Raw genomic sequence first — 11470 nt, 5'->3', positions numbered from 1 at the left:
AAAGCGCCGCGCGCTTGAACCCCGGCGCAACCAGCAAATCAGTCATGAGGGGCTTGCCGGCGGTCAAGGTGCCGGTCTTATCGAAGGCGACCAGTTTGACGGCAGTGAGCTGCTGCAAGGCCTCCCCACGCCGCACCAGCAGCCCGAGCTGCGCCCCGCGCCCGATTCCAACCATAATCGCGGCAGGCGTTGCGAGGCCGAGCGCGCAGGGGCAGGCGACGATCAGCACCGCCACGGCATTCACCAGCGCCGGGCTCAACCCGTGCCCAAGCGCGAGCGTGATGGCAAAGGTCAGTGCCGCAATCGCCAGAATCGCCGGAACGAACCAGCCCGCGATTCGATCCGCCAGCGCTTGAATCGGCAGTTTCCCGCCTTGGGCCGCTTCCACCGAACGCACGATCTGCGCCAGCACCGTATCGGCCCCGACGGCGACCGCCTCTAGCGCCAGCGCGCCGGTTTGGTTGATTGTGCCGCCGATAATTTTATCGCCGGGGTGTTTGGCCACGGGCATCGGCTCCCCGGTGAGCATCGCTTCGTCGATCAAACTCGCCCCCTCGCGCACGATGCCATCGACCGGCACGCGCTCGCCAGGACGCAACTCGATGAGGGCGCCAGGGCGGATCTCGCTTAGCGGTTGCTCGATCACGCCCAGGTCGGTGCGCACCCGCGCAATTTTCGGGGTTAAGCCGATCAGCTTGCTGATAGCTTCGGACGCCCGGCCCTTCGCCCGCGCCTCCAAGGACCGGCCGAGTAGAACCAGCGTGAGAATCGTTGCCGCCGCCTCAAAATAGAGGTTTACCGCCGCGTCCGGAACGAGGTCCGGCGCAAGTGCGACCAGGGTCGAGAACCCAAAGGCCGCGAGCGTTCCCACCGCAATCAGGGCATTCATATCCGGCGCAAAATGGCGCAGCGTGGTGAAGCCAATCCGGTAAACCCGCGCGCCCGGCCCGATCATCACCAGCAGCGTCAAGGCACCCTGGATCGCGGCGTTCCAGCCGAGCCCGAGGGTCGCCATCAGCCAATGATGAAACACGGGCACCACATGCGCGCCCATACCCAACACGACGACGGGCAGCGATAGAAGCGCGGCGCGGATGGCATCCCGGCGCAAGATTTCGGCTTCGGCCAGGCGCTTCACGTTGGGGTCTTGCAGCACCGCGCGCGCGGCGACGGGTTCCGCCGAAAAGCCCGCCGCCTCCACCGCCTCCAGCAGCGCTTCCGGCGCAACGGTTTGCGTCATTTGAACCTCCGCCCGCTCGGTGGCGAGATTGACGGAGGCATCGGCCACGCCCGGTACCGCTTTCAGCGCCCGTTCGACCCGGCTGACGCAGGACGCGCAGGTCATGCCGGTAATCGCTAAAGTGAGAGGTGCGGTCATCGCCCGATCCTTTTCAGTGTCATCTTGGGCCGGAGCATCCAGCCTCCCATCATGGGAAGGTCAAGGACAAAATAGCGCTTGACCTTCCCATGGGGGGAAGGTGCAGCTTACCCCCATCAGCGATTGAGGAGGATCCGATGGATCTGGTTCTGAAAGATATGACCTGCGGCGGCTGCGCCAAAGCGGTAACGCGGATTGTAACGCGGATCGACCCCAGCGCCGTGGTGGAAATCGACCTGCCGACGCAAAAGGTTGCCATTACCAGCCAGCACCCAGACGCCGAGCTGCGCCTGGCCCTCAGCCGGGGCGGCTTTCCGCCCGCTTAACCCTTACGTCTGGAGCATCACATGAAAAAACCCGCCCTCTTCCTGGGGCTGGGGCTGGCTTTGGCCGTCCCCTTGCTTACGCATGGCCTCCTGGCCCAACAAGCGGCCAACCCCAAGGCGAACGCCGTGATTCAGGCCTTCACCGAGGTGAATATGAAGATGCATATGGCTATGAGCATCCCCTTAAGCGGCGATGCCGACGTGGATTTCGTTCGGGGAATGATCCCGCACCATGAGGGCGCGGTCGCTATGGCGAAAATTGTTCTAGAGCACGGGCAAGATGCCGAAATCCGCAAGCTTGCCCAAGGCGTGATCGCGGCACAGGAAGCCGAGATCACGCAAATGCAGGCGTGGCTAAAACGAAAGGGGCTTTAACCCATCGTCTCCAAGGCTTTTTGGAAGCGCCCGGCGTGGGATTTTTCGGCCTTGGCGAGGGTTTCGAACCAAACGGCGATTTCCTCGAAACCCTCGTCCCGCGCCATTTTCGCCATCGCCGGGTACATTTCGGTATATTCGTAGGTCTCGCCCGCAATGGCGGCGCGCAGATTATCGCCGGTCGGGCCAAACGGCAGGCCGGTGGTGGGATCACCGACCGCTTCGAGAAACTCTAAATGCCCGTGTGCGTGGCCGGTTTCGCCCTCGGCGGTCGAGCGGAACACAGCGGCGACATCGTTATAGCCTTCGATATCGGCCTTCTGTGCGAAATAGAGGTAGCGGCGGTTCGCCTGACTCTCGGACGCGAAAGCCGCTTTCAAATTGGCTTCGGTCTTCGTGCCGCGCAAGCTGGACATGGGCGTTTCCCAAACTGAGAGTGACTATGCGCCAAGTATATAGCGCAAGCGCGGGGATTTCGCGCCTGCGAAATAACAGCGTGGCAGATGTGGCTTGGGGCTAGGCGCGTTTCAAGCGGATGATGATATCCACCCGCTCAACCTGCGTGCCTTCGGGGGCCATTGGCAGACTGGGCAGAACATCGTTCAGCGCATCGGAATGGGCACCGTGGATATCCATGAGACGCGCATCGTCTTCAAAGAAGAAGTGAAAATGCTCGCTGGTATTGGTATCGAAATAGCAGCGCCCGGCTTCCACCACCACTTCGCGCAACAGGCCCGCTTCGGTGAACTGATGCAGGGTATTGTAGACCGTCGCCACCGACACGCGCACGCCAGCGGTCAAGGCTTCGCCGTGGAGCTGTTCCGCCGTAACGTGCCGATCCTCGCCCTTGAACAGCAGCCCGCCGAGCGCCAACCGCTGCCGCGTGGGGCGCAAACCAACGTGCCGCAGCCGTTCGATCAGCGCGACTTCCATCGGGTTGGCGGGCACAGCCTCGTCCAGCGCAGCGGCATCGTCGCTGACGGGCGTGGGCACAGGGGCGTGAGGGGCAAGGTCTTGGGTCATGATGATCTACTATAGCGCTTTCCGAGCAGTTTGCAATCATTCTAATCTACGTGGCCCGCGCATTCTGTCGCAGCGCTTGGCAGCGGGGAATATATCTATTATTCTCGAAATATCGAAAATATCCTTGGACACTGCATAATGACCCCGCCCAGCGTTACAATTTACCACAATCCGAAATGCGGAACCTCCCGCAATACCTTGGGGTTGATCCGCAATGCGGGCATCGAGCCGCAGGTGATCGAGTATCTCAAAACCCCGCCAAGCCGGGCCGAAATCCTGGCCTTGGTGGCGAAAATGGGCCTGCCGTTGCGCGATATCCTGCGCGAAAAAGGCACCCCTTTCGCCGAATTGGGCCTTGGCAATCCCGATCTGTCGGACGAGGCCCTACTGGACGCCATCGACGCGCACCCGATCCTCCTCAACCGGCCCATTGTGGTGACGGAAAAGGGCGCAAAACTCTGCCGCCCGTCTGAAGCGGTGCTGGACCTGCTGCCCACACCGCAGCAGGGCGCGTTCACGAAAGAAGATGGCGAAGCGGTGATCGACGCCCACGGCAAGCGGGTGATATGAGCCGCCCCCTCCTGCCCGCTCTCGTGGGCGAAGCGCTCGGCACCGCCCTTCTGCTGGCCGCCGTCGTCGGCTCCGGGATCATGGCCGAACGGCTCGCCGACGGAAATGCCGCCGTCGCGCTGCTGGCCAATGCCATCGCCACCGGGGCCGCTTTGGTGGTGCTGATCGATGTTTTCGGGCCAATCTCCGGCGCACAGTTTAATCCCGCCGTCACGCTGGCCCTGGCGGTGCGGCGGCAAATGCCGTGGCCGCGGGTTCTGCCCTATATCGGCCTTCAGATTCTGGGAGCGATTGCGGGCGTTTGGCTCGCCCATGCCATGTTCGATATGCCGATCTTGCAAACCTCGGCCAAACTCCGCAGCGGGCCGGGGCAATGGCTGTCGGAGATCGTCGCCACCGCCACACTGCTCACCGTGATCTTCGCCGCCCTGCGGACGAAGAGCGAGGCGCGCTTGCCCTATAGCGTCGCGCTGACAGTGGTGGCCGCCTATTGGTTCACCGCCAGCACCAGCTTCGCCAATCCCGCCGTAACGCTGGCGCGCGCCCTGACCGATAGCTTCGCCGGGATACGCCCCCAGGACGCCCCCGGCTTTATTCTGGCTCAAATGATCGGCGTCGGCCTTGCCGTTGGGCTCGACCGCTGGTTGCGCCGGGTTACGCCCGCGCCTCTTCCCGAATAAGCGCCAGCGCGTTCAGGAACTGCCCCGCTGCCGCCGACCAGGAGTAGCTGAGTGCGTGCTCGCGGCAGGCGGCGCGGTCGACCGTGAGCGCCGCAAGCGCCGCTTCCCGCAGGTCTTCGCTGAGGGCACCGACCGGCTGGGCGGCTTCGCTCAGAATATCACGCGGCCCCGTGACGGGATAGGCCGCGACCGGCACGCCGCAGGCCAGCGCTTCCAGCACGACCAGCCCGAAGGTATCGGTACGGCTCGGAAACACGAACACATCGGCGGCGGAATAGGCGCGCGCTAGTTCTTCGCCGTGCTTCGCGCCAATGAAATGCGCTTTCGGATATTGGCGCTGCAACTCTTCGCGCTGCGGCCCATCGCCGACGATCAGCTTCGAGCCGGGCAGATCAAGCGCGAGGAACGCGCCAATGTTCTTTTCCACCGCAACCCGCCCGACATAAGCGAAAACCGGTTTTGGCAGATCGAGCGGCAGCGGTTCGCGCGGGCGAAACAATTCTAAATCTGCCCCGCGCGAGAAGCGCACGATATTGCGGAAGCCGCGCTGATCAAGCTCCGCTTCGAGGCTCGGCGTCGCCACCATGATGCGGTCGGCGGCATTGTGGAAGCGGCGCAGGAAGGCATAGCTCCACGAGGCCGGAATGCCGGTGCGCGCGTGCAGATATTCGGGGAATTTGGTGTGGAAGCTGGTGGTGAAGGGCCATTGGCGTTTCACTGCCAGCTTCTTGCCCGCCATGCCCAGCGGCCCTTCGGTGGGCAGATGCAGCGCGTCGGGGTTGAACGCATCCAGCAGCGCTTTGAGGCGTTTCATCGGAAACAACGCCAAGCGGATTTCAGGATAGGTCGGGCAGGGAATGGTCCGGAAGCGATCCGGGCCGATCACCTCCACCACATGGCCTTGGCCTTCCAACTCGCGGCGCACGGTATCGAGCGTCCGCACAACTCCGTTGACCTGGGGAAACCAGGCGTCGGTCACAATCGCAATGCGCATAGGTTATCGGGCCAATATGTTAGCGGTGGAAGCAACGGGTTGGCGGGCAGGATGCCAACCAAAGAGCTGACGGATTTCGGCCCAATGCAGAATTTCCAGGCGACCGTCGAAATGCTCCACGAGGGCCGTGCAGCTTTCCACCCAGTCGCCATCATTGCAGTAGAGAACGCCTTGAATATCGCGCATTTCAGCGTGATGGATGTGGCCGCAAACGATGCCATCAAAGTTGCGGCGCTTGGCTTCTTCAGCCAGCGCATCTTCGAAATGGGAAATATATTCCACCGCGTTTTTCACGCGCTGCTTCAGATATTGCGACAGCGACCAGTAGGAAAACCCGAGCTTGTGCCGGGCGGCATTGAACCAATGGTTCACGCTGAGAACCACATTATAGGCCCAGTCGCCTAAGTAGGCGAGCCACTTGGCGTAACGGATCACACCATCGAACTGATCGCCGTGAATAATGAGAAGGCGCTTGCCCGTCGCCGTCACATGCACCGCCTCGTCAAGCACCGTGACGCCGCCAAACTGCATATCGCAATAATCGCGCAGGGCTTCGTCGTGATTGCCGGGGATGTAGATGACTTTCGTACCCTTACGGGCTTTGCGCAGCAGCTTTTGCACAACGTCGTTATGGCTCTGCGCCCAAAACCACGAGCGCTTCAACCGCCAACCGTCAACAATATCGCCAACAAGATAGAGATAATCCGATTCGGTAAATTTTAAAAAATCCAGCAAGGCATCGGCTTTACATCCTCGGGTTCCGAGATGTATGTCCGAAATCCAAATGGCCCGATATTGGGTAATGTTAACTTCTGCATCCATGATTTTGGCACGCACTTCGTTCTTATGATTCTCCCCTTTCTGCCAGTCACTCATGACATGTTTTTGACGGTCGGCGAATTTCATGAAACCGTCGTATTACGGTCACGGATTTGACGCCTCGAACGCGGTTTTTGGAGCGCGAAACAACGGCCCCCTGCGAAGAAGGAAGCGTCGGTCGATGGACGGAAGCGCGCACTCGGCAACAAGCCCCGCCGTAACCCCCGGAGCGGAGGGGCTCGCGGAACGGCCGCTGCGGATCATCCTCAACCCCACCGCCGGGCATGCGCGCGGGGCGCGGCTAAAACAGGCGCTGGACCGGCTCACGGCCGCAGGCGCGACCTGGAGCATTACCGAAACTAAAGCGCGCGGCGATGCCGAAGCCCTGGCGGAAAGCCTGGCGCGCGAGGCATCCGTTGGCGCAATTATCGCCGCCGGGGGCGATGGCACGATTAACGAGGCGATCAACGGCGTTCTTGCGGCCCAACGGACCGGCGTCATCCCCGCGCCGTTCGGACTGCTACCGCTCGGCACCGCCAATGTGCTGGCGGGCGAACTGAGTATCGACACGCCGGAAAGCGCGGCGCGTGCGCTGATCTCGGGCAGTACGCGCAAGATCACCCTCGGGGCCTGCCTAGGTGCGGACGGGGCGACACGCTATTTTTCGATGATGGCGGGCGTTGGCTTCGATGCGCGCATCGTCGCTGGGATCGATCCCGCGCTCAAACGCCGCTTTGGCAAGGGCGCGTATGTTTGGCAAACCCTGGTGGAATGGCTGCGCTTTCAGCCCGTCGCCTACCGCGTGACGATTGAGGGCGAAACCTCCGACGCGGCGTCCTTGATTATCGCCAACGGCCATTTCTATGCGGGTCGTTTCGTGGTGACGCCGGAAGCCGATTTGGCCGACCCGGCCCTGGTTGCGGCCAATTTCACCAAGCCGGGCCGCTGGGCCGCGCTGGTCTATGCCGCCGCCCTGCCGATGGGGCTTTTGCCGAAGCTCCCCAGCTTGAACCGCCAAAAAGTGCAAAGCCTGTTCGTCGAAGGCCCAGCGGGCGAGCCGGTGCAGGCCGATGGCGATATTATCGGCACCCTGCCCGTCCAAATCAGCCTTGCAGCCGAGCGCTTAACGATTTTCGCACCCCAACGCGCCAGATCATAGGGGGGGCGCGTTCCGGGTCTTACGGCTGGCGTTGCTCTCCTGCCCGCAAGCTGCTAGGTTCCGCGCGCTTTACTTTAGAGACCGACAGGACAACAGGTTTTTCCGATGAAAATCAATGCGAACGAACTGCGCCAGGGCAATGTGCTTGAGACCGAGACGGGCCTTTGGGCAATCTTGAAAGCCAATCACGTTTCGCCGGGCAAGGGCGGTGCCTTCGTTCAGGTCGAAATGCGCAACCTGCGCACCGGCATTAAGCGTGACGATAAGTTCCGCTCCGGCGAACAGGTGGAGCGCGTGCGCATCGACGATGAGGAATTCACCTTCCTGTTCGGCGACGATACCATCCTGACCTTCATGAACCCCGAAACCTACGACCAGCTTGGCGTTCCGATGGAACTTTTGGGCGAAAAGGCCGGGTTTCTGCAAGATGGCATGAAAGTGCAGATCTCCTTGTACGAAGGCACGCCGATCAGCGTTTCCCTGCCGCAGCAGGTGGTGCTGGAACTGGTGGAAGCCGATCCGGTGGTGAAGGGGCAAACCGCTTCCTCCTCCTACAAGCCGGGTAAGCTTGAAAACGGTATGCGCATCATGATACCGCCCCATGTGGAAGCCGGGATTAAAGTTGTGGTAGCGACCGAAGACGGCTCTTACGTCGAACGTTTTAAGGGCTAAGATACACGGGCGGCGGCGGATTTTCCGCAGGTCGCCCCCGAGACACATTAGACGCGGATCGGGCTGTCCCGGTCCGCGTCGTTCTTTGAAAGGGTGGGGTTATGGCGCGTTCCGCCATCATTACCGTTATGGCAAAAGCGGCGGAAAAAGCCGCCATCCGTTTAGTGCGCGATTTCGGCGAGGTTGAAAAACTTCAAGTGAGCCGCAAGGGCGTGGCCGATTTCGTCTCGCAGGCCGACATCAAAGCCGAAGAAACCCTGCGTCAGGAGCTTGAAAAAGCCCGCCCTGGGTACGGCTTTCTGCTGGAAGAAGGCGGCGAGGTCAAAGGCGATGGCGTGAACCGTTGGATCGTCGATCCGCTCGATGGCACGGTCAATTTCCTGCACGGGCTCCCGCATTTCGCCATTTCCATCGGCCTTGAGCGCGAGGGCGAGTTGATCGCGGGCGTGATCTACGATCCGGTAAAGCATGAGATGTTCCATGCGGAAAAAGGCGGCGGGGCCTTTTTGAACGATTTCCGCCTGCGCGTTTCCGCCCGGCGCGACCTGCCTGCCGCGATGATCGGGTGCGGTCTGCCCGCCGCCGGTCAGCCGGGGCACGAGCGCGCGCTGAAGCAGCTTGCGGTGATGATGGCGCAAACGGGCGGCGTGCGCCGCATGGGCGCGCCGTCGCTGAACCTCGCTTACGTCGCCGCCGGACGTCTCGACGGCTATTGGGAAGAGGGGCTGCACCCCTGGAACCTTGCCGCCGGTTTGGTGTTGATTAAGGAAGCGGGCGGCTACACCTCGGATGCCACCGGCGGTACGCGCATGCTGGACACCCGGAGCGTGGTGGCGGCGAATGATTCGCTTCATCACAAGCTGAGCCAGTTGCTGCGTAAAGCCACACCGCCCGCCCCGCGCGCGGCTGCGGCCCCCGCCGCCGCACCGGACGCTTAAAGCCCAGGTTCTCCCCTGGATTTTCAACGGCGTCGCGCGTAGGCTTCGCGCCGAGAGATAAACGCGCGGAAAAGCGACGCGGGACGCCTATGGCCGGACAAAGGGAGTAGGAGATGAGCAGGGTTCAGAAAAAGGTCGGGTTCGCGCGTGGGGTTGGCTTGCTCACCTCCGGCCTTATTCTGGGGACTCTGCTGCCCGCCCCCGCTGCCGAAGCGCAGCTTTATGGCGCTGGACGGAATAATAGCGCCGTTGTGATCGATGAAGATGTGCTGGGATCGTTGGGCGGCGGCGGCGCGCGCCCCGGTGTCGGTGTCGGTTTTCTGCCCGCCCCGCCCGCCGCGCCGCGCAGCAAGATTAATCAGGTGCCGCCGCCCAAGGTTAAGGCCGCCCCGCCGCCGCCCGTGGTTGCGACGCCCGCACCCGTCGCGCACGCGCCTGCCCCGGTTGCGCCGCCTCCCGAAGCCGCGCCCGTCCCGGCATCGGCCCCGCCGGCTCCCTTGACCGTTGCGACGCCGGTTGCAGCCCAGCCCCAAACGCCGCGCCCCGATCCCGGCCCCCCGCCGGTCCCCGGTCCTGCGCCTGCCCCGGTCGAACCGCCGCCCCCGCCGAAAGTTGCCGTGGTCGCCCCGCCCCCGCCGTCTGCCCCGGCCCCCGCCGTAACGCCGGTCGTGGCCGTTCCGAGCCCGACGATGACCGACAAGGGCGCGCGCCTGCTGTTCTTGCCGGATAGTGCCGACATCCCCACAACGGCGCGCCCCACCCTCGAGAGCATCGTGAAGCTGGTCCAGAGCCAGCAGGAGCGGCGCATTCTGATTACCGCCTACGCCGCCGGGACCCCCGAAACGGCCAGCCAAGCCCGTCGCCTCTCGCTTAACCGCGCGCTGACCGTGCGCAGTTTCCTCGCGGAAAAGGGCGTCAGCACCGCCCGCGTCGATGTGCGCGCTTTGGGCGGGCAAGTAGCCGATGGCCCTGCCGACCGCGTCGATCTTGAGTTGACCGCGCCTTAGCCACCGCCTTTTTTGTTTTTCCAGACAAACCCTGAGACTGGCTTTCACCCATGTTGCATCACTTGACTGGAACCCGCCGCTACCTGATCCGCATGGGCTTGTTTTTGGCACTCGGGACGGCGGTAACGGTCGCCCTTGCGGGCGTGCTGAAGGATGCGTTTTTGCATAATCCGGGGCTCAACGGCGTTATTTTGGGCTGTTTGGTCTTAGGCATTATCTTCATCGTCCGGCAGGTCTTGATGCTGTCGCCGGAAATCGCTTGGCTGGAAAATTACCAGCGCAATCAATCGGCCAGCGTCGCAATTCCAGTGAAGCTGCTAGCCCCCATGGCGGCGATGCTGGGGGAGCGGCGCACGCGCCTCAGCCTCTCCGCCACCGCCACGCGCTCGCTGCTCGATAGCATCGGCGCGCGGTTGGATGAGGGGCGCGATATTTCGCGCTATCTCATCGGGTTGCTGGTGCTGCTCGGACTGCTGGGGACTTTCTGGGGCCTGATCCAAACCGTAAGCTCGGTCGGCGATGTGGTCGGAAAACTCTCGTTCGGCGGTGGCGACGCGGTTGCCGCTTTCGAAGATTTGAAGAAGGGGCTGTCCACCCCTTTATCGGCGATGGGCACCGCCTTTAGCTCCTCCCTGTTTGGGCTCGCGGGCTCCTTGGTGTTGGGGTTCCTTGATCTGCAGGCGGGCGCGGCCCAGAGCCGCTTTTACAATGAGTTGGAAGAGTGGCTCGCCAGCTTGACGCGTATCGGCAGCGGCGGCCCCACCAGCGAGGGCGACGCTTCGGTTCCCGCCTATATTCAAGCGCTGCTGGAGCAAACCGCCGATAGTCTCGACGCCCTTCAGCGCACCCTCGCCCGGACCGAAGAGGGGCGCAGCAGCACCAATGCCGCCCTGAATGCGCTGGTCGAACATCTTTCCGCCCGCACCGAAAAAGCCCCGCCGGTCGATGAGGTTTCCCGCAGCCACCTGCGCAATCTGGATCTGCATCTCACGCAGCTTTTGGAAGAGCAACGCCATGGCCGCGCCGAGATGATTCACGAGGTCCGCGCCGAAATCCGCTTGCTCGCTCGCACCATCGCCGCCCTTGCCGATGAGCAGGAGCGTTAAGCCATGCCAGGGAACTCCCGGCGGCAACGCAGCGGGCCGGTCGATTATTGGCCGGGGTTCGTGGATGCGCTTTCGACGCTGCTGATCGTCATTATCTTCCTCATTCTCGTCTTCGTGCTGGCGCAATATTACCTCAATCAAGCCCTGTCGGGCCGCGATGAGGCTTTGGCGAAGCTGGCCGATCAGATCGCGCAGCTTTCGGACATGCTGGCGCTGGAAAAAGCCAATTCTGCGGAATTGCAGCTTAGCCTGGGGCGCCTTACCGTCGATCTGCAAAGCGCCGCAACCGCGCGCGACGAGGCGATTGGCCGCCTCGCCACCGTCATGGCCGAGCGGGACAGCCTGACGGGACGCCTCAACGACGCCAATGCGCGGTTAGGCGAGCTTCAGGGGCTCAATCAGAAAAGCGCCGCCGATCTCGAA

At 62.7% G+C, this 11470-nt stretch carries 14 protein-coding genes and 1 pseudogene; 10 read left to right on the top strand and 5 right to left on the bottom strand.

Translation table 11 applies throughout. From position 1 onward, the window contains the following. Positions 1–1378 (bottom strand): heavy metal translocating P-type ATPase (locus tag ACIQ36_RS13590; RefSeq protein WP_395830144.1); only part of this gene is annotated, 1378 nt, incomplete at its 3' end. Positions 1379–1515: 137 nt separating this feature from the next. On the opposite strand from ACIQ36_RS13590, the gene ACIQ36_RS13585 reads away from it, so the two are divergent. Continuing rightward, positions 1516–1704 (top strand): heavy-metal-associated domain-containing protein, encoded by a 189-nt coding sequence (locus ACIQ36_RS13585; RefSeq protein ID WP_395830142.1) that lies wholly within the window; start codon positions 1516–1518, stop codon positions 1702–1704. A 21-nt stretch (positions 1705–1725) separates the two neighbouring features. Then, on the top strand, positions 1726–2079 hold the full coding sequence (locus tag ACIQ36_RS13580; protein WP_395830140.1) for a DUF305 domain-containing protein: 354 nt from the start codon (positions 1726–1728) through the stop codon (positions 2077–2079). Here the strand turns inward: ACIQ36_RS13580 and ACIQ36_RS13575 are convergent. Both ACIQ36_RS13575 and irrA read right to left on the bottom strand, forming a co-directional pair. Continuing rightward, complete coding sequence (locus tag ACIQ36_RS13575) at positions 2076–2495, bottom strand: rubrerythrin family protein (RefSeq protein WP_395830138.1); 420 nt, start codon at positions 2493–2495, stop codon at positions 2076–2078. The two genes, ACIQ36_RS13580 and ACIQ36_RS13575, sit on opposite strands and share 4 nt — an antisense overlap. 100 nt (positions 2496–2595) lie before the next feature. Next, on the bottom strand, positions 2596–3012 hold the full coding sequence (gene irrA / locus ACIQ36_RS13570; RefSeq protein WP_395830148.1) for an iron response transcriptional regulator IrrA: 417 nt from the start codon (positions 3010–3012) through the stop codon (positions 2596–2598). A 228-nt stretch (positions 3013–3240) separates the two neighbouring features. On the opposite strand from irrA, the gene arsC reads away from it, so the two are divergent. Together arsC and ACIQ36_RS13560 are read left to right on the top strand one after the other, a co-directional pair. Next, a complete protein-coding gene (gene arsC / locus ACIQ36_RS13565) occupies positions 3241–3672 on the top strand; it encodes an arsenate reductase (glutaredoxin) (RefSeq protein WP_395830136.1) in 432 nt (143 codons plus the stop codon). Then, a complete protein-coding gene (locus ACIQ36_RS13560) occupies positions 3669–4352 on the top strand; it encodes an aquaporin (RefSeq protein WP_395830134.1) in 684 nt (227 codons plus the stop codon). The genes arsC and ACIQ36_RS13560 overlap by 4 nt, the downstream gene beginning before the upstream one ends. On the opposite strand, the gene ACIQ36_RS13555 is transcribed toward ACIQ36_RS13560, so the two are convergent. Next, positions 4327–5346 (bottom strand): glycosyltransferase family 4 protein, encoded by a 1020-nt coding sequence (locus ACIQ36_RS13555; RefSeq protein ID WP_395830132.1) that lies wholly within the window; start codon positions 5344–5346, stop codon positions 4327–4329. The genes ACIQ36_RS13560 and ACIQ36_RS13555 overlap by 26 nt on opposite strands. A gap of 3 nt (positions 5347–5349) precedes the next feature. Beyond that, a complete protein-coding gene (locus ACIQ36_RS13550) occupies positions 5350–6168 on the bottom strand; it encodes a UDP-2,3-diacylglucosamine diphosphatase (protein ID WP_395830146.1) in 819 nt (272 codons plus the stop codon). A gap of 178 nt (positions 6169–6346) precedes the next feature. Between ACIQ36_RS13550 and ACIQ36_RS13545 the strand changes: the two genes are divergently transcribed. The 6 genes and pseudogenes from ACIQ36_RS13545 to ACIQ36_RS13520 all read left to right on the top strand — a co-directional run. Then, complete coding sequence (locus ACIQ36_RS13545) at positions 6347–7324, top strand: diacylglycerol/lipid kinase family protein (RefSeq protein WP_395830130.1); 978 nt, start codon at positions 6347–6349, stop codon at positions 7322–7324. 105 nt (positions 7325–7429) lie between these two features. Next, positions 7430–7996 carry an elongation factor P gene (gene efp, locus ACIQ36_RS13540; RefSeq protein ID WP_395830128.1) on the top strand — a complete coding sequence of 189 codons (567 nt, stop codon included), beginning with the start codon at positions 7430–7432 and terminating at the stop codon, positions 7994–7996. A gap of 101 nt (positions 7997–8097) precedes the next feature. Next, positions 8098–8934: an inositol monophosphatase family protein gene (locus ACIQ36_RS13535; protein WP_395830127.1), complete on the top strand. Its 837-nt coding sequence runs from the start codon at positions 8098–8100 to the stop codon at positions 8932–8934. A 113-nt stretch (positions 8935–9047) separates the two neighbouring features. Then, positions 9048–9941, top strand: coding sequence for an OmpA family protein (locus tag ACIQ36_RS13530; RefSeq protein WP_395830125.1), 894 nt, complete (start codon positions 9048–9050; stop codon positions 9939–9941). 50 nt (positions 9942–9991) lie between these two features. Then, the gene (locus ACIQ36_RS13525) at positions 9992–11047 is read left to right on the top strand and encodes a flagellar motor protein MotA (protein WP_395830122.1); all 1056 of its coding nucleotides are present in this window, start codon (positions 9992–9994) and stop codon (positions 11045–11047) included. Between the two features lie 3 nt (positions 11048–11050). Next, positions 11051–11470: pseudogene (locus ACIQ36_RS13520) on the top strand (peptidoglycan-binding protein); the annotation flags it as partial.

The organism is Elstera sp., assembly GCF_044372965.1.
Classification (GTDB): domain Bacteria; phylum Pseudomonadota; class Alphaproteobacteria; order Elsterales; family Elsteraceae; genus Elstera.
The sequence above is the reverse complement of the archived record's forward strand: the minus strand, read 5'-3'. Positions and strand labels throughout refer to the sequence as shown.

Coding starts and splice junctions, on each gene's coding strand:
- ACIQ36_RS13585 (WP_395830142.1), top strand. CDS start 1,516: ATGGATCTGGTTCTGAAAGATATGACCTGCGGCGGCTGCGCCAAAGCG.
- ACIQ36_RS13580 (WP_395830140.1), top strand. CDS start 1,726: ATGAAAAAACCCGCCCTCTTCCTGGGGCTGGGGCTGGCTTTGGCCGTC.
- ACIQ36_RS13575 (WP_395830138.1), bottom strand. CDS start 2,495: ATGTCCAGCTTGCGCGGCACGAAGACCGAAGCCAATTTGAAAGCGGCT.
- irrA (WP_395830148.1), bottom strand. CDS start 3,012: ATGGAAGTCGCGCTGATCGAACGGCTGCGGCACGTTGGTTTGCGCCCC.
- arsC (WP_395830136.1), top strand. CDS start 3,241: ATGACCCCGCCCAGCGTTACAATTTACCACAATCCGAAATGCGGAACC.
- ACIQ36_RS13560 (WP_395830134.1), top strand. CDS start 3,669: ATGAGCCGCCCCCTCCTGCCCGCTCTCGTGGGCGAAGCGCTCGGCACC.
- ACIQ36_RS13555 (WP_395830132.1), bottom strand. CDS start 5,346: ATGCGCATTGCGATTGTGACCGACGCCTGGTTTCCCCAGGTCAACGGA.
- ACIQ36_RS13550 (WP_395830146.1), bottom strand. CDS start 6,168: ATGGATGCAGAAGTTAACATTACCCAATATCGGGCCATTTGGATTTCG.
- ACIQ36_RS13545 (WP_395830130.1), top strand. CDS start 6,347: ATGGACGGAAGCGCGCACTCGGCAACAAGCCCCGCCGTAACCCCCGGA.
- efp (WP_395830128.1), top strand. CDS start 7,430: ATGAAAATCAATGCGAACGAACTGCGCCAGGGCAATGTGCTTGAGACC.
- ACIQ36_RS13535 (WP_395830127.1), top strand. CDS start 8,098: ATGGCGCGTTCCGCCATCATTACCGTTATGGCAAAAGCGGCGGAAAAA.
- ACIQ36_RS13530 (WP_395830125.1), top strand. CDS start 9,048: ATGAGCAGGGTTCAGAAAAAGGTCGGGTTCGCGCGTGGGGTTGGCTTG.
- ACIQ36_RS13525 (WP_395830122.1), top strand. CDS start 9,992: ATGTTGCATCACTTGACTGGAACCCGCCGCTACCTGATCCGCATGGGC.